Here is a 17,883-nt window from a genome sequence, read left to right on the forward strand (position 1 = left end):
GACACGGAAGAGCTCCGGCCAGGATTCCCCGGCCGGAGCTCTTTTGTGTCCGGTGACAGGACGTTAGGGCGTCGAGACGACTGCGCGCGGTGTCTTGGCGTAGACGTCCTTGCTGACCGTGTAGCCCCGGCGGTCGATCGCCAGCGCACGCGCGTTGACGCTTGCAAGCTCGGCGCTGGAGAGTTTCTTGATGTTGACCAGATCCAGGAACTCCTGGTCTTCCCCGCCGACAGCTGTCACCTTGATGAGCCCGGTCCCGGCCGAGTAGTACTTGCGCTGGTGGCCGGCGCTGGGCGGATCCAGTGGATTGAACTCATCGATCACCATCACGTCGTCGTAGCACCCTGTAGGGACACAGACGCACAGGTGCTTGTACTTGACGCCGCCGCAGTCCAGGAAGTCCACGGTGGGGGCGTAGGCCTGGACGTAGGCAGGCGTGTTCCGATGCGGCTCGGCCTGCATCGCGATGCCGGCCCGGGCTTTGTCTATGCCGCTGATGAAGGTGCTGGGCGCGCCGGCAAGCTTGCCGTTCTCGTACTCCTCCGGATACTCGCCGAAGAGCCACACCGCCCCCTTCGTCGTCTGGGCGAAGAAGGCGAGCTCGGACTCCACGAGTTCACCGTCGGAGTAGTCGCGGTCCCAAATCGCGATCGTCGTGACGCCGTCGATCACCTTGGTCAGTCCCGTGACGGTGCTGACAACCTTGCGCACGGTGGTCCCGTCCGCGGAGACGACTTTGCCGGTGGTGGTGTACTGCATGCCGGGCTTGAGCGTGAGCCACTGGTTGTTGATCAGGGGCTTTGCCGGGAAGGCGGAACGGTTGAATGACAGCGCCGAACCGGGGCCGCACAGTTCCTGGGAACTGGTGGCCGCCGGCGCGGCGGCAGCCGCAGTTGCCGCAGTCGCCGCCGTCAGCGACCCCACCACCAACAGGAACGCCGTGCCGTAGGCGGTGAATCTCTTACCTCGTGGAGTCATCTGTCTGCCCTCTCAGTGTTGGTGGTTGCTGCTATGCGGCGGGTACGGGCTCCGGCTGGCGGGGCTCGCGGTCACGTGCCGGACCCTTCTTGGCGAACCGCAAGTAGAGCGATGGAACGATGAACAGGTTGACCAGTGTCGAGGTCACCAGACCGCCGAGGATCACTACGGCCATCGGGTGCTCGATCTCATGACCCGGCCTGGTGCCCATCACCACCAGCGGCACGAGGGCCAGTGCGGTGGCCAGGGTGGTCATCAGGATCGGTGACAAGCGCTCGGCGGCACCCCTCAGGACCAGGTCCCGGCCGAACGGCATGCCCTCGAACTGCTCCAGGTGCTGGCAATGGTTGATGAGCAGGATGCCGTTGCGCGCGGCGATGCCCATCACGGTCAGGAACCCGACCAGCGAGCCAAGGGACAGGATTCCGCCGCTCATGTGCGCGGCGATTACCCCGCCCACCAGTGCGACCGGCAGAGTCAGGATGGCGAGCGTGGCCAGCCGCCAGCTGCGGAATGCTGCCTGGAGCAGGAGGAACACTACAATGACGGCACCGATCGCGAAGAGGAGCAGCCGTTGGGAGGCGGCCTGCCGCTCTGCGTATTCGCCCAGGATGTCCGCGCTGTAGCCGGTGGGGAATTCCACCGATTTGAGTTCGGCTTCCAGTTTCTCGACGACCCTCGCGAGGTCGCCTTCCTTGACGTTGGCGCTGACGTCCAGCCGCCGGGACCCTTCCGAACGCTCAATGACGTTGGGGGTGGGCTTCACCGAGATCCTGGCGACGTCGGCCACCCGGATCCGCTGTCCGCTCGGGGTGTCCAGGGGGAGGTTTTCGATGCTGGTGACGCTGGTCCGGATTTCGGGAGGACTCCAGACCTGGACGTCGTAGGCTTTGCCGTCGCGGTAGACGTCGCCGACCTCCTCCCCGGAAACCAGGGTGGCCGCGGCGCGGCGGACGTCACCGGGCTTGAGCCCGTAGCGGTTGGCGGCGTCCAGGTCCACCTCGACATTGACCTGCGGCACGTTGACCTGCAGGGCAACCTTGGCCCCGAGTGCCCCGTCGATGCCGGCGAGGACCGTCTTGACCTTGTCCGCCTGCTTCTTCAGCGTGTCCAGGTCATCGCCGTAGACGCGGACGACGATCGAGTAGCCCGTGCCGGTCAGCACCTCGCGGACACGTTCCTTGAGGTAGGTCTGGACGTCCCGGTGGATGCCGGGATAGCCGTCCACGATCTGCTGGATGGCGGCCAGGGTCTTGTCGTAGTCGACCGAGGGGTCGACGCTGATCCAGTTCTCACCGAAGTTGACGCCCACCACCTCGTCGGCGGCGAATGCCTGACCGATGTGGGACCCGCAGTTGTTGACGCCCGGAACGGTCATCAGCTCTTTGCAGGCCAGTTGGCTCACGCGTACTTCTTCGGCGTTGGAGGTGCCGGGCTGCGTGACCCAGTGCATGAGGAAGTCGCGTTCCTTGAATGACGGCAGCAGCGACTGGCCCAGTAGCGGGGCCGCGATGATGCCCACGACGCCGAACGCTGCCACGGCGAGGTAGCCGGGGAGCGGCCGCCGCACAATGGGCCGGAGTGCGGCGCCGTACCAGCGTTTGAGGACCCGGACTACCGGCGGATCGCGGTCTTCCAGCGTGGCATTGCGCAGGAAGATGTACGCCATGGCGGGCGTGACTGTGAGGGCCACCAGCATGGACGCCATCACGGCGAGGGTGTAGGAGATGGCCAGGGGCCGGAAGAAGGCGCCTGTCAGTCCGTCCAGGAAGAAGATCGGCACAGTGGCTGCGACGATGATCAGCGTGGCGTAGACGATGGGGCCGCGAACTTCCAGGGAGGCATTGACCACCACGCGGGCGGTGCTTTCGGTTCCGCGGCTGGCACGGTGGTGCCGCAACCGCCGGACGATGTTTTCGACGTCGATGATGGCGTCGTCCACCACCACCCCGACGGCGATCACCAGCCCGGCCAGCACCATGGTGTTGATCGTTCCTCCGGTCCAGTAGAGCACCAGGGCGGCGGCTGTCAGGGACAACGGGATGGCCATGACGCTGATCAGCGCGGTCCGCCATTGGAACAGGAAGACGCTCAGCACCAGGACCACCAGGAAACAGCCCAGCAGGAGCGCGAGGCCCAGGTTGCCGAGAGACTCCTCGATGAACGAGGCGGGCCGGAACAACGTGGTGTCGACTGCGATCCCGGTCAGGCCGGGCTGCAGTTCCTGGAGGGCCTCCTCAACCCCTCGCGTGACTTCGAGCGTGTTGCCCCACGGCAGCTTTTCGACAATCAGCATGAGGCCGGGGCCGCCGTTGATCACCGCGTCACCGATCAGCTGCTGGTGGTCTTCCACGACGTTCGCCACGTCGGCGAGCCGCAACGGCGGCAGGCCTTCACGCTCCTCCAGCGCCACCTGGGCAAGGTCCGCCGGGGACGTGATGGGCTGGACGTGCCTGATGCCCATGCTTTGGTTCGGCGTCTCGAGCGCCCCTCCGGTGCCGATCAGGGCGCCGGGGGAGTACTTGAGCAGGCCGGCGTCCAGGGCATCGGACGTGGAGTTCATGACGTTCTCCAGGGTGACGTCGTTGGCAGCCAGTTTGGCCGGATCTACCTGGACCTGCAGCATTTGAAGGCGTTCGCCCCAGATCGCCACATTCGCGACGCCCGGCACCCGGAGCAGGTGCGCCCTGATGTTCCAGTAGGAAATCATGGACATTTCGATCAGGGAGCGGGTTTCGGAGGAGAGCCCGATCTTCATGACGCGGCTGGTGGAGGACAGCGGCTGGAGCATCAGCGGCGGCGCCGCCCAGGTGGGCAGGGTCGGAATGACGGTTGCCATCCGCTCGGACACCAGTTGCCTGGCCGTGAGCAGGTCGGTTCCGGGCTTGAACTCCAGCACAATAGCGGACAGCTGCGACACCGACTTCGACCGCATCTGGTCCAAACCGTCAATGCCGTTGAAGGCCTCCTCCATCGGAACCGTTACCAGTTCCTCAACTTCGGAGGCCGTGAGCCCCAGACACGCCGTCTGGACCTCGACACGGGGCGGCGCGAACTCCGGGAAGACATCCACCGAAGCACTGCTGAGCTGCGCGCCGCCCACGATCATGAGGGCGGCGGCCATCGCAATGATGATCGACCGGAACCTCAGGCTCGCAGCGACAATCCGGCGCATGTCAATGGGCCGTATCGAACTCGGCGCCGAACAGTTCAGCCGCGCCGACGGTCACGACGGCGGTGCCCACCGCGGGCCCCGCCGAAGCGGTGACCACTCCGGACTCCACCTTGGCCACCGTGACCGGTTCCCGCTGGTAGACCCGCGGGGCCGGGTTGGTGTACACCCAGGTCTTGCCGCTGGCGTCGTAGAGCAGGGCCGCATAGGGCAGCAGGACGGCCGTCCCCGTGCCGGCCTTGACGGTATCGGTCGTCAGGTCCAGGCGCTCGATTCCCTTTTCGGTCAAGGTCAGTTTCGCGATGCCGGTCGCGGCATTCTTCTCCACCTTGGCGGGTTCGTTGGCCGAGACGGCGGCGGGCGTTGCCGCCGTCGTCTGGGCGCACGAGGGCAACGCGAACAGAAGGGCTGCGCAGACGGCGGCCGCCAGGGGCAGGCGCCGCAGGGGCTGTTGGCTGGTCATTTTGCTTCCACCTTTTCCTGCATAACGGGCTGGACGGGAACTTCGGCTTCGTAGACTTCCGCCCACTCTTCGGGGGCGGACCGGGGCCCGAACCAGAGCGCGAGCAGGGGGAGCACGAAGATCCCGATGAGGGTTGTAGTGACGAGTCCGCCAACAATGATCAGGGCCATCGGCCCCAGGAGGGCCCCGCCCACGGCGCCGCCGAAGAGTCCCGGCGGGATCAGGATCGCCACCGTGATCAGGGCGGATTTCAGGATGGGCGACACCCGCTCCCGCGCTGCAGTCAAGACGGCTTCTTCACGGGACTCCTGCGGGGCCGCCCGCCACAGCTCATCTGTACGGGCCGAGAGCAATGCCGCGTTGCGGCCGGCGACGGCCAGCAGCGCCGCAAACGCGGTGAGCGACAGCACGGTGATTGCATCCCCCGCGATCCACGCCGCTATGGCGGCCCCGGCCAGCGCGGCCGGCAGCGACAGGAAGACGGCGAGGGCCAGCTTCCAGCTCCGCACGGCTGCCTGGAGCAGGAGCAGGATGGCAATGAGGGCTGCCGCGCCGATCCACAACACCAGGGAGTCTCCGGCCAGTTGTTCACTGTATTTGGTGGGGATTTCGGCGTGGTATTCCAGCGGGAACTGGATCTGCGAGATCGCCGCGTTGATGTCGCGCTGGATATCCGCCAGCGGCCGCCCGCTGACGTCGGCCACGACGTCGATCCTCCGCGAGGTGTCATCGTGCATGATCACGACTTCGTTTGGTACGAGCCGGACGTCGGCGATCTGGCCCAGCTGGACCTGACCGCCGCTTGGCGTGTCGAGCAACAGTTCGCGGATGCTGGTCAGGTCGTCCCTGACGTCCACCGCGCCGCGCACCACCACTTCAAAGACCTTTTGCTGTTCGAAGAGGTTGCCGACCACAATGCCCTGCATCAGGGCCGCGGCGGCGCGCCGCGCATCGCCGGGTTTGATGCCGACTTTCTGCGCCTCGGCGAGGTTGACTTCGACTTCGACGATGGGCGTCATGGCGCCGGCGTTGATGGTCGGGTTCTGCACGCCGTCAACCGTCTCAAGGGCCTTGCGGACCTCTTCGGCTTTTTCGCGCAGGACCGTCATGTCGGTGCCGTAGACGCGGACGGCGAATCCCGGATCCATGCTGCTGCGCTGTTCACCGATCTTCTGCTGGGAGTAGTTCACGACGTTGTGGGCGATGCCCGGGTAGCCTTGGACGACGTCGCGGACAGCTTTCTCCGTCTCGGTGAAATTGGCGTCCGGTGTGACGGACACCCAGAGTTCCGCGGAGCTGTTACCCACCACCTGGTCGGAGGAAATGGCGCGGCCGATATGTCCGCCGACTCCCGAAACGCCCGGCAGTGCCCGCAGCTCTTCGGACGCCTTCGACGCCACCCTGCGGACTTCGTCGTTGGACGTGCCGGCCATGGAGTCCCACTGCACCAGGAGCGTCCGGTCCGGAATGGTCGGAACGACCGCACGGGTTCCGACCAGCTGGGATGCGGCGGCGAGTCCGAGCAGGCCAACGACGGCGACAGCAACGATGCCGACCGCGGTGCGGGACCGCGCGCCCTCGAGCGCCCGGTCATAGTAGGACTTGGCCCGGACAACAACGGGCAAGTCAGGCCGCGGGGCCCTCTCGCGGGGCAGCAGGAGATACGCCAGGACAGGCGTCACGGACAAGCCCACCAGCATTGAGACGGCAAGCGTCAGCGCCATCGACCAGAACAACGGCTGGAAGAACGCGCCGCCGACTCCCGTGACGAACAGCGTCGGCGCGAGCGCCATGGCCATGACGAGGGACCCGTGGAACAACGGGGTGCGGACGCTGCGGACCAGCTGCACCATGCGGAACCTGATGGTGGCTTCAGTCTCGGGTCCGGTGGCCCGCAGGGGCCGGCGCCGCTGCGCCTGAACATCCTCCACAATGTCTCCCACGATCACGGACACGCCCAGCAGGATGCCGGCGAGGATCGAGATGTTCAGTGTGGCGTCAAGCAGGTAGAGGACCGCCCCGGCCGCCATGACGGTAGTCGTGAGGGCCACAAGGGCGATCACCGCGACGCGCCAGGAACGGAAGAGCAGCCAGAAGAGCAGGATGGCGATCAGGAGGCTCACGAGCAGTGCCACGCCAAGACCGTCCACTGCATCCTGCAGGAACGAGGCGGGCCGGAAGACGGACGTATCCATCTGGATTCCGGACAGCCCCGGCTGCATGTCGTTCAAGGCAGCCTCGATATCCCTGGTGACCTGCAGCGCGCTGGTTCCGGGGAACTTCTCCACCACCAGCAGCAGGCCTGCATCCTGTCCGACGACGGCGTCGCCGATCAGCGGCTGGTGGTCCTCCTTCACCTGGGAAATCTCACCCAGGAGCATGGGAGAGCCGGCGTCTTGGACGCTCACCTTGGCGAGGTCGGCGGGCGTCCGGATGGGCAGGACGTGCTGAATGCCCAAACGTTGGCTTGGCGACTCCACGAACCCGCCCGTGCCGGGCGTTGATGCCTCAAGGAAGCTCAGCGGAGACACCCAGACGGCGTTGCCCGTGGTTTTGATGACCTGCTCGAGTGTGATGCCCTTGTCGCGGAGTTGCGTGGGAGTGACTTCGACCTGGAGCTGCTGTTCGCGCTGACCCCAGATGGACACGTTGGCGACACCGGGAATGCCGATGAGCCGCGGCTTGATCTTCCACCGGGCCAGGACGGACATTTCGATGCCGGAGAGCTGCTGGGAGGTCATCCGGACCATGAGCACGCGGCTGGTTGACGACATCGGCTGCATAATCAGTGGTGGCGCCGAGACGTTGGGCAGCGCGTGGGCCTGGGTCATGCGCTCGGCCACGAGTTGGCGCGCGCGCAGAAGGTCGGTGCCCGGCTCGAACACGAGCTCGATCGAGGACAGGCCGGGGACTGACTTGGACCGGATTTCATCAAGCCAGGCCACCCCGTTGAGTAGGTCGGCTTCCATGGGAGAGGTGATGAGCTGCTCGACCTCGGCGGCGGACAGGCCCAGGGCCTCGGTCTGGATCTCGACGTGCGCGGGCGCGAACTCGGGCATGCTGTCGACGGCGATATGCGGGATGTTCACCACCCCGAAGGCAATGAGTCCCGCGGCCAGGGCGAGGACCAGGATGCGGAACTGCATACTGAAACGGGTAATCCAGCCGAACATGGCTAGGCCTGTTCCAGGGGGCCGCCGCGGTACGGGCGGGCACTGAGGGTTTTTGCTGGTTGCATAGAAGTAGTGCGCAAGTGACTCATGACAGGCTCCTCAACCCGAGACCATGTGCGAATCCCCCCGGCGAGATCCCAATTGCTGACCTATCTCGAATGGTGTTCCCCTTTGAGGTGTTTGGCAAGCAGAAATTGTGAGGCTGCATCGGGGGGATTCACGGGTCTTTCCCAGTTAGGCGGCATATGATGCGTTTTTTTATTGAAGACCACCCGGAGGGGCCCGAAAACCGACGCTTCCCACCTGGGTGATGCCGACATTTCTGCTTGTTTTTCCTTTGGTCGCTGCCTGAATTTTCGTTTCCACTACTTGCCGGCGGCCATTTTGGGCTCACCGTAGGTACCGCGGGTCCGCAGGTGAGGCATTTATAACAATTTCGGGCACAATCGCCCGCGCGGCGGGGGACCGGTCCGTGCGCCCGCGACTCCCGGGCCGCATCGGGCTGTCGTTTCAGCGCGAATCAGCCCGAGGGGCTAAAGTGGTCCTATGCGCGCTGTGCTCCTGCTTAGTTAGCCGCCCGGCATCCCGACGAGACCTCGATCCCGACGAGACCTCGGATTGCCGAGCGGCGGCCCCTCCATGTCGAGGGGCTTTTGTGTGTCCGGGCTCTGTTCCGGACCGCAGGGCAGGCGGTAACGGCAGGAAGCGCCGCGCACGGACAGCAAGGAGCCAGGGCCGGGCAACCGGCTTTGGCGGTGCAGTCTTTAAGACAGTGCAGACTTGAAGGTAAACAGGCCTGGCGGCAGGCAGGCCTGACGGTAGACAGGCTTGAGTTAACAGGCCGTATAGAACAGAAGAGGCCAGCAGTGAGCGTTCAGCCGGAAACACAGACCGGATCACCAGCAGCCGCGGCGGAGGGGCCCGAGGAAGGTGCCTACAGCTTCGCGGCGATGGAAGCCAAATGGCCGCAGGTCTGGGAAGACCTGAAGGTCTTCACGCCGCTCGACGACGGTTCAAAGGAACGCCGCTACGTGCTGGACATGTTCCCGTACCCGTCCGGTGACCTTCACATGGGCCACGCCGAGGCATTCGCGATGGGCGACGTGGTGGCCCGTTACCTGCGCCAGCAGGGCTACGACGTGCTGCACCCGATCGGCTGGGACTCCTTCGGCCTGCCCGCGGAGAACGCCGCCATCAAGCGCAACGCGCACCCCAGCGAGTGGACCTACGCCAACATCGACACCCAGGCGGCGTCCTTCAAGCGTTATGCCATCTCCGCGGACTGGTCCCGCCGGCTGCACACCTCCGACCCCGAGTACTACCGCTGGACGCAGTGGCTGTTCAAACGTTTCTACGAGCGCGGCCTGGCGTACCGCAAGGATTCGCCCGTCAACTGGTGCCCCAAGGACCAAACCGTGCTGGCCAACGAGCAGGTTGTCAATGGCGCCTGTGAGCGGTGCGGCACGCCCGTTACCAAGAAGTCGCTGAACCAGTGGTACTTCAAGATCACCGACTACGCGGACCGGCTGCTCGATGACATGGACGAACTGCGCGGGCATTGGCCCGAGCGCGTCCTCGCCATGCAGAAGAACTGGATCGGCCGCTCCGAGGGCGCCCACGTCAACTTTGTGATCGAGGCCGACGGCGGCAAGGCCGCCAAGGACGTCACGGTCTTCACCACGCGCCCGGACACCCTTTACGGCGCCACGTTCTTCGTCGTCGCCGCCGACGCGCCGCTCGCCGTCGAGCTGGTCACCGACGAGCACGCCGCGGCCCTGGACGCCTACCGCGAACAGGTCAAGGCACTGTCCGAGATCGAGCGCCAGTCCACCGAACGCGAGAAGACCGGAGTGTTTACCGGCCGCTATGCGGTCAACCCGCTCAACGGCGAGAAGCTGCCCGTCTGGGCCGCGGACTACGTCCTGGCCGACTACGGCACGGGCGCCATCATGGCCGTCCCGGCCCATGACCAGCGCGACCTCGACTTCGCCAAAACCTTCGACCTGCCCGTCCGGGCGGTGCTGGACACCGGCGAGGAAGACCCTGCAGTCTCCGGCACGGCAACCGCCGGCGAAGGCACCCTCATCAACTCCGGCGCACTGGACGGGCTGGCGAAGGCCGAAGCCATCCCGGCCGCCATCGCGATCCTGGAGCAGCAGGGCACCGGCGAGAAGTTCGTGAACTTCCGCCTGCGTGACTGGCTGCTCAGCCGGCAGCGGTTCTGGGGCACCCCGATCCCCATCATCCACTGCCCGGCCTGCGGCGAGGTCCCCGTCCCGGATGACCAGCTGCCCGTGACCCTGCCGGCGGACCTGCGCGGCGAGGACCTGTCCCCGAAGGGCACGTCCCCGCTGGCCGCCGCCGAGGCCTGGGTCAACGTCGAGTGCCCCGCGTGCCACGGCCCGGCCAAGCGCGACACGGACACCATGGACACCTTCGTGGACTCGTCCTGGTACTTCCTGCGCTTCGTCTCCCCGGAGTTCACCGAGGGCCCGTTTGACCCCGCCAAGATCAACGACTGGATGCCGGTAGGCCAGTATGTGGGTGGCGTCGAACACGCCATCCTGCACCTGCTCTATGCACGGTTCTTCACCAAGGTCATCCACGACCTCGGCATGATCGACGCCGACGAGCCCTTCCGTGCGCTGCTGAACCAGGGCCAGGTGCTCAACGGCGGCAAGGCCATGAGCAAGTCCCTGGGCAACGGCGTCGACCTCGGCGAACAGCTGGACAAGTATGGCGTGGACGCCGTCCGCCTGACCATGATCTTCGCCTCCCCGCCGGAGGACGACGTCGACTGGGCAGATGTTTCGCCGTCTGGTTCCGCGAAATTCCTGGCCCGCGCCTGGCGGCTCGGCCAGGACGTGACGAGCGAACCCGGCGTCGACTTCGCCACGGGTGATCGTGCCCTGCGCACCGTCACCCACCGCACCATCGCCGACGCACAGGCCCTGCTGGATCACAACAAGTTCAACGTGGTCGTCGCCAAGCTCATGGAACTGGTCAACGCGACCCGCAAAACCATAGATTCAGCCACCGGTGCTGGCGGGGCGGACCCTGCGGTCCGCGAAGCGGTCGAAGCCGTCGCCGTCATCCTGAGCCTGTTTGCGCCGTACACCGCAGAGGACCTGTGGAACGTCCTGGGGCACCCGGCGTCGGTCGCCAACGCGGGATGGCCCACGCACGACGACGCCTTGCTCGTGGAGGACACGGTCATCGCCGTCGTCCAGGTGCAGGGCAAGGTGCGGGACCGTCTTGAGGTTTCCCCGGACATCGCGGAGGACGACCTGCGCGAACTGGCGCTGGCCTCGGAAAACGTTCAGCGGGCCCTCGACGGCCGGGCCCTCCGCACGGTGATCGTGCGGGCGCCTAAACTGGTCAACATCGTCCCGGCCTAGCCGGACGTAGAAGCCAGACGCTCTAGCCTGACACTGGCCGCCGGCAGATGCCGGCGGCCAGTGTCGCCAAGGCCCGTGGTGCCGACGCGGCGGGCACGGACCCCGTGGCCGCAGGTCCAATCCAAACGATCCAGTCCAGGCATCCCGACAGCAGGAGGTCCCCGGTGCCAGAGCGCGAATCAGGCTGGCCGTGGTTGCGCGAGCGGTTCGTCCGGCTCCGGCCGGGCCACCGGGCCGGCGTCGGCCCCGAAGCCGTACCGGGCGCCGTCGTGCAGGTTGCGGTGGTCACGGACTCTGCCGCCGCGCTGCCCGCCGACTGGGTCCGTGAGTTCAGCGCTGACGGCCGGCTCACGGTGGTGCCGATGCCCGTCATGGTGGGCGCCGAAATCTACGGCGAAGGCGAGGACGACATCGCCGAGACGATCGCCGTGGCCCTGGCCAGCGGAAAGCCCGTCAAGACCTCGCGTCCTTCACCCGGCCAGTTTGAACACGCCTACCGGGCGGCCGGCGGGCGTGGCTTCCAGTCCGTGGTTTCGATCCATATTTCCGGTGACCTGTCCGGGACCGCCGACGCAGCACGGCTGGCGGCCGAACGGGTCGGCATCCCGGTGGAGGTCATCGACTCGCGGACCGTCGGCATGGCGCAGGGGATGGGCGTGCAGGGCGCCGTTGTCGCGGCGGCCGAGGGCAGGAACGCGGCCGAAGTGAAGGCCTTCGCGCAGGACCGGCTGGACCGCACCAAAGTGTACTTCTACGTTCCGAGCCTGGAACAGCTGCGCCGCGGCGGCCGGATCGGGGCGGCCGCCTCGCTCTGGGGGACCATGCTCTCCATCAAACCCATCCTTGCCGTTGACGGCGGCCGCATCATTCCGCTGGAAAAAGTCCGGTCCGCGGCGAAGGCCATTGCGCGGCTGGAAGAAATCGTTGCCGCCGATGCCTCCGCCCGCCCGGCCGGGCAGGCACGGCTGGCCGTGCATCACTTCGGCAATCAGGCCCAGGCCGAGGAGCTTGCCAGACGCCTCGCGGCAGCGTTGCCGGCCTGCCCGCCGGCCCAGATCAGCGCCCTCCCCGCTGTCCTGGCTGCCCACGCTGGGCTCGGCGTGCTGGCAGTGATCGTGGGGGAGGGCAGTACCCCCGACACCTGGGAAGCGGGCGCGGGCAGGGCCGCCGCTGAAGCTGGCGACTAACGCCTGCCTCTGCTGCGGACAGAGGACTCTGGCCGGGAAAGTGCGCTGGCGGTAAAGTCACTGCACCGAACCCCAGCGCAACCGGAGGCCGTCATGGCAATGCAGGTGCACCACGTAGCCCAGTTCGATCGCGACGTCGCCGAAGAGGTGACGAAATGGCTGAAATACCTCAAAGGCCAAGTCACCAGTGTCCAGTTCCTCACCACCACCGTTCCGGACCCCAAGGCCGCCGACAAGTGGCGGGTGCAGTACGAGGCTTACATCACCTACCAGCAGTGATTTCCGGCTGGTAGCTGCCCCTCACGGGGTCGGCCGGGGCGTGTGCAGGGAGGTCGGCGGAGACGTCGGCCGCGTCGTCGCTCCTGAGGTTGGTTCCGGCGTCGGATCCGCTGTCGGTTGTGACGTCGGTTGTGTGGTTGGCGCCTGCGTCGGTTGTGGTGTCGGCGGTGTGCTCGGCTGGGACGTTGGTTCCGCAGTCGGTTCCGGTGTCGGTGGCATGGTCGGTACGGTCGGAGGCTGTGTGCTTGGCTGGGACGTCGGCGGGAGTGCCGGTTCCGGGGCCAGCGGCTGTGCGGGCTGTGGAGGCTGTGCGGGTTTCAGCGACGCCGGCAGCGACGCCTGTTGCGAGGCAGAGTGTGCCGGTGGCTGAGATGCCGGGTGCGAGGCCGGCGGCGGGGTGGGCTGAGACGACGGTTGAGGGGCCGGCTGCGAGGTTGGCCCCGGCGTCGGCTGGGGGGCCGGCTGTGCGGTTGGCTGTGGGGTCGGCGTCGGCGTCGGTGGTGAGGCCCGCGGAGGCGTCGGCTGATTCGGCCCGATGGTGTAGTTGGGCTGTGGGGCCGAGCCGTTGACCCAAAGGGCCGCGGTCACCCTTCGGGCGTCGCCCGGCTCCAGCCACCAGAGCACCTGGACATTGCAATGATAGACAATCGTGACGTTCGCGACGGCGCCCTGCGGCGGGACCGAGTGGATGGACGTGGCCGCTGTTTGCGTAGTCCAGATGAAATTCTGGTCGGCAGACATTCCCGCGCTGCCGTCAACCGTCACGTGCGCTATGCCGTACAGGCCGTGCTGCGGGCAGTAACTGCCGTCAACCGCGAAGTTCACGACCTGGGTCGAGGTAGCTTGCGTTGTGTCTGCCGCCGCAGGAGGTGCCAGCACTGCTGCGACGCCAAGAGCCGCAACCGACGCAGGCCCAGACAACCACTTCATTGCACACCAGCTTTCGACGTCTGGCGGACACAGCCAGACGATCAAGATTGCCCCCAGCCGGCAAGGTTTCTCGATGAGGATCCAGACGTTACCACCGGGTCCTGGCGGGCACCAGCGTAGGGAATACTTGCCTGCTGGCGCTCTAATACGTGTTTTACGCAGGTATTTCCACATACGGCCGGTCCGGGATGTCGGTGGCGCTGCGGGTTTCCTAGAGTCGTTCCCATGTCACGCCGGGACCCGGGAGCCGAATCCGCCGCAGGCGCCAGCGTTGCCCGGGAACGCCTGGCAGCGACGCTAGGAAGTTCCGGGGACGCCGGGAACCGCCGTCATGCCCACGGCTCCGAGTACCCGGGCTCAGCGTCGGATGCTGGCAGGGCGGCGGCGCCCTCCCCGGGCTTGCTGGACGTCCAGACGCCCCCGCAAGGTCTCCCCGCAGGCCACTTGGGTGGACTCGCCGGGCACCGGCGGGACGGACGGCCCCCGCTTTCCGCGCGGCTGCGGGCCAGGACAGGTGTGAGGGCTGCGGCTTTGCTGGGTGTCCTGGCCGCGGTGCTGGGCGGCTGTTTCTGGTGGCAGGCGGGCACCGGAGGCCCCCGGATGGCCCCGCTCAGCGAGTCCGCCCCCGCGACGGAGGCGCCACCGGCCCAGTCGGCCGCGGTGGCCAGTGCGCCGCCGGGAGACGATGCCGGCGCTGGGGCAGGAGCGATCACGGTCCATGTCGCCGGTGCCGTGGCCAGACCTGGGGTGGTTCAGTTGCCGGCAGGGAGTCGGCTTTACGAAGCGATCGCGGCTGCGGGCGGGGCTACGGATACCGCGGAGCCGGACCGGCTCAATCTTGCAGCCGTGCTGGAGGACGGGCAGAAGGTCCTCGTGCCGATACGCGGCGAACCCGATCAGGCCGGTGCGTCCGACGGCGGGGGCGCTTCGCCGCCGGGTTCCGGCGCGGCCGGCACGAGCCAAGGCGGCGGCGGAAAGATCAACCTCAACACTGCCGGGCTCGAGGAACTGGGAACCCTCCCGCGCGTCGGGCCGGTCCTGGCACAGCGGATCGTGGACTGGCGGACGCAGCACGGGCGGTTCAAGACCGTGCAGGAACTCGATGCGGTGGACGGCATAGGCCCGAAGTTGCTCGAGGCCCTGCTGCCGTTAGTGAGCGTATGAAATGCCCCGGAATGAAGCTGATGCGCAGCGGCGAGGCGTGGAGACGAACACTGGGCGGGGTCCTGTGCCCGGCGGACGCAACCTCTGGCAGCGGTATGCCGACGCGGCCGTCCGCTCGCCGGCACTCGGGGAAGCCGGCGGCCCGGAGGCCGGCGCCGGGGTTCGAGGGCCCCGGACATCGCTGTTACGGCATCACCGGCTGCAGCCGGATGCCGGGCGCGGGCGCCCGGCGGAACGGCGCCCAAGGGAACGGCAACGGCGGGCGGATCTGCGCCTCGTGCCGCCGGCCCTTCTGGTGTGGGGGACCGCCGTCGCCGGCAACTGGTTGAATCCGGCGGAGCTGGCACTTCTCTGCGGCGGCATGGCGGCGGCCGGGGCAATGCTGCTGGTCGTGGCGGGTTGCTCCCACGTTGGTCACTCCCACGTTGGGCGGCGCACTGTGGGGCGTGCCGGGCCCGGCCGTGAGATCTTGCGGTATGACCCGCGTCATGGGCCGGCGGCCCCGCGCAGCTTCCGCGCCACCCTGGCCGCGGCCTTGTTGTTGTCCGTCGCGGCGGGCGCGCACGCCGCCGTCGAGTCATCCCGGCGGCATGACGGCGCGATTGCTGAGGCCGTGGATGCCCGGGCAGCCGTGGTCGCGGAAGTGGAGGTTGCCGGCGCGCCGCGGCGGCTCAGGACTCCCGGAGCGAGCGGCCTGGCAGACCGCTGGGCGGTCCCCGTGACGCTAAAGGTCGTGACCTTCGACGGCCGAAGGATCGCCGGTGACGCACGGTTCGTCGTCATGGGAGGAACGGCGTGGGAACACGCAGTTCCGGGCCAGCAGCTGCGCACCACCGGAAGAGTGCGCGCCGCTGCGCCGGGGGAGCCCGACGCGGGAATCCTTTCAGCCTCGTCCGCGCCCACGGTGCTGCGCGGCCCCGGGTTCTGGCAGCAAGCTCCCGGCGGGCTGCGCCGGAGTTTCACCGCCGCCGCTGCCCGGTTCGGGGGCGACGCCAGCGGGCTGCTGCCCGGGATGGTCACCGGCGACACCAGTGCCCTGAACGCGGAACTGGAAGACGCCATGAAGACAGTCGGGATGACGCACCTGACCGCCGTCAGCGGCGCGAACTGCAGCCTGATCCTGGGGACGCTGCTGCTCACGGCCCGCACGCTGCGTCTGCCACGCGTGGCCGCCGCAGCGGCCAGCCTCGCCGGGCTCGGGCTGTTCGTCCTCATGGTCGGGCCGGACCCCAGCGTGCTGCGGGCCGCGCTCATGGGCGGCATCGGTCTCGCATCAATAGCGTCTGGCCGGGCAGGGCGTGGACTCAGCCTCCTGTGCGTTGCCGTCATATGCCTGCTGCTGGTACAGCCGGTCCTGGCGACAAGCTTCGGCTTTGTGCTCTCGGTCCTGGCCACGCTGGGAATTGTGATTGCGGGACGCCGCATCATGGACTGGATTCCGGCGCCGGTGCCGCGCTGGGCCGCGGGCGGCGTGGCCGTACCGCTGTCCGCCCAACTCTTCTGCGGTCCCGTGATCGTCTTGCTGCAGCCGCAGTTCGGCGCCTACGCGTTGGCCGCCAACGTGGCTGCCGCAGCGCTCGTGGCGCCCGTAACGCTGCTCGGGACCGCAGCCGCGGTCCTTCTTCCCGTAGTCCCTGCCGCCGCCGAGCTCTTGATGGCCCCGGCTGCCGCCTTGGCCGGCGCAGTGGCGGGGATCGCGCGCTTCTTCGCGGCCCTCCCGGGCGCCACCCTGCCGTGGCCGGAGGGAGGCTTTGGTGCGGCCACCATGGGCATCTTTTCCGCGACTGTGCTCGGCATGGTGTGGCTGGCCCTGCATCCCGCCGCGGTGGTTCGGTCGTCGCTGGCGGCACACGCGTGGACCGTCGCCGTCCTGGCGGGCTGGCCGCCGGCGATGCGGGCCCCGGGGTCCGTCCGACGGTCCGGGCAGACCGCCCGGCAGAGCGAGGGGTACGGCTTGGAGCACCGGTCCGGGCGTGGGACGCTTAGAGTCTGCAAACCAACTTCCGGGAGGAATCACGAGTGGCTGCTGCCCAGACCCCACGGCCCAGGACCTCGGCGACGAAGAGCGCCACCTGGCGCGATGTGACACCTGCGGCTGTCGTCCTGGTGGGCGGGCCGGAGGATTACTTGGGCGCGCGTGCCATGGACCGTATTCGCGGGCAGGTCCGCGAGGCGGCACCCGACGTCGAGGTCACCCGGCTTAACGCCGCGAGCTACTCGGCCGGGTCGCTGGCCATGAACGTCAGCCCGTCACTCTTCGGCGAGCAGAAGCTTATCGAGATCGACGGACTCGAGGCGATGAACGATGCGTTCCTTGCCGATGCCCTGAAGTATGTGGCACAGCCGGAGCCGGATGCCGTCCTGGTGCTCCGTCATGGCGGGGGTGTCCGCGGCAAGAAGCTACTGGATACGATCAAGGCTGGGGGCTGGCCGGTCGTTGACTGCCAGCCCCTCAAGAAAGACGCCGAGAAGATCGCGTTTGTCACGACCGAGTTCAAGGCGGCCTCCCGGCGCATCGAACCCGACGCCGTGCACGCCCTCGTCAACGCGGTTGGCGCGCAGCTCGCGGAACTCGCGGCCGCCTGCAGCCAGCTGATCGCTGACGCCACCACGGCCGTGGATGCCGCCATGGTGGACAGATACTACGGGGGCCGGGTCGAAGCAACGGCCTTCAAGGTCGCCGATGCCGCGATGGCCGGGAACGGCCCTCTCGCCCTCTCCACGCTCCGCCACGCCCTGGACACCGGCGCGGACCCGGTACCGATCGTGGCGGCCCTGGCATCCAAACTGCGCTCCCTGGCAAAGGTGGCCGGCGCGCAGGGCTCGTCCTCGCAGATTGCCAAGCAGTTGGGGATGCAGCCGTGGCTCGTTGAACAGGCACAGCGGGAGGTCCGGCGCTGGACGCCCGAGGGGCTGGTCCGCTCCATCCAGGTCACTGCCGAGGCTGACGCGCAGGTCAAGGGACTGTCCCGCGATCCCGTCTACGCCGTGGAACACGCCGTCACGGTGATTGCGACGTCGGTCCGGAGGTCCTGACGCCCGGGTGCGCGCCGCCGGCACGACTGCGTGAAGCGAAGCGCTACTTGACGCGCATCTAACAACGCCGCGGCTTAACCGGATGTGGCCGGCACCCACAGGG

11 protein-coding genes are annotated in these 17,883 nt (G+C 67.6%); 6 read left to right on the plus strand and 5 right to left on the minus strand.

Features of this window, described 5'->3' with window-relative positions:
- Positions 1–63: 63 nt before the first annotated feature.
- From ACVWZ7_RS20805 to ACVWZ7_RS20820, 4 genes are read right to left on the minus strand one after another with little or no spacing between them, the layout of a single operon-like run.
- Positions 64–978: a hypothetical protein gene (locus ACVWZ7_RS20805; RefSeq protein ID WP_344367446.1), complete on the minus strand. Its 915-nt coding sequence runs from the start codon at positions 976–978 to the stop codon at positions 64–66.
- A 31-nt stretch (positions 979–1,009) separates the two neighbouring features.
- Complete coding sequence (locus ACVWZ7_RS20810; protein ID WP_456508979.1) at positions 1,010–4,153, minus strand: efflux RND transporter permease subunit; 3,144 nt, start codon at positions 4,151–4,153, stop codon at positions 1,010–1,012.
- Between the two features lies 1 nt (position 4,154).
- Positions 4,155–4,613: a hypothetical protein gene (locus ACVWZ7_RS20815; protein ID WP_344367444.1), complete on the minus strand. Its 459-nt coding sequence runs from the start codon at positions 4,611–4,613 to the stop codon at positions 4,155–4,157.
- The gene (locus tag ACVWZ7_RS20820; RefSeq protein ID WP_456508980.1) at positions 4,610–7,759 is read right to left on the minus strand and encodes an efflux RND transporter permease subunit; all 3,150 of its coding nucleotides are present in this window, start codon (positions 7,757–7,759) and stop codon (positions 4,610–4,612) included. Before ACVWZ7_RS20820 ends, ACVWZ7_RS20815 begins: the two co-directional genes overlap by 4 nt.
- 893 nt (positions 7,760–8,652) lie before the next feature.
- Between ACVWZ7_RS20820 and leuS the strand changes: the two genes are divergently transcribed.
- The 3 genes from leuS to ACVWZ7_RS20835 all read left to right on the plus strand — a co-directional run bounded on the left by leuS (position 8,653) and on the right by ACVWZ7_RS20835 (position 12,650).
- A complete protein-coding gene (gene leuS / locus ACVWZ7_RS20825) occupies positions 8,653–11,184 on the plus strand; it encodes a leucine--tRNA ligase (RefSeq protein ID WP_456508981.1) in 2,532 nt (843 codons plus the stop codon).
- 164 nt (positions 11,185–11,348) lie between these two features.
- Positions 11,349–12,371 carry a DegV family protein gene (locus tag ACVWZ7_RS20830; RefSeq protein WP_456508982.1) on the plus strand — a complete coding sequence of 341 codons (1,023 nt, stop codon included), beginning with the start codon at positions 11,349–11,351 and terminating at the stop codon, positions 12,369–12,371.
- 93 nt (positions 12,372–12,464) lie between these two features.
- Entirely contained in the window at positions 12,465–12,650 is a 186-nt protein-coding gene (locus ACVWZ7_RS20835; protein WP_090581036.1) for a hypothetical protein, read from the plus strand.
- Here the strand turns inward: ACVWZ7_RS20835 and ACVWZ7_RS20840 are convergent.
- The gene (locus ACVWZ7_RS20840; RefSeq protein WP_456508983.1) at positions 12,634–13,266 is read right to left on the minus strand and encodes a hypothetical protein; all 633 of its coding nucleotides are present in this window, start codon (positions 13,264–13,266) and stop codon (positions 12,634–12,636) included. The genes ACVWZ7_RS20835 and ACVWZ7_RS20840 overlap by 17 nt on opposite strands.
- Before the next feature lie 539 nt (positions 13,267–13,805).
- On the opposite strand from ACVWZ7_RS20840, the gene ACVWZ7_RS20845 reads away from it, so the two are divergent.
- The 3 genes from ACVWZ7_RS20845 to holA are packed head-to-tail and all read left to right on the plus strand — an operon-like array spanning position 13,806 to position 17,780.
- Entirely contained in the window at positions 13,806–14,744 is a 939-nt protein-coding gene (locus ACVWZ7_RS20845; protein WP_456508984.1) for a helix-hairpin-helix domain-containing protein, read from the plus strand.
- A gap of 37 nt (positions 14,745–14,781) precedes the next feature.
- On the plus strand, positions 14,782–16,830 hold the full coding sequence (locus ACVWZ7_RS20850) for a ComEC/Rec2 family competence protein (RefSeq protein WP_456508985.1): 2,049 nt from the start codon (positions 14,782–14,784) through the stop codon (positions 16,828–16,830).
- Positions 16,764–17,780 (plus strand): DNA polymerase III subunit delta, encoded by a 1,017-nt coding sequence (gene holA / locus ACVWZ7_RS20855; RefSeq protein WP_116767660.1) that lies wholly within the window; start codon positions 16,764–16,766, stop codon positions 17,778–17,780. Before ACVWZ7_RS20850 ends, holA begins: the two co-directional genes overlap by 67 nt.
- Positions 17,781–17,883: the final 103 nt, after the last annotated feature.

Source organism: Arthrobacter sp. TE12232 (genome assembly GCF_054062615.1).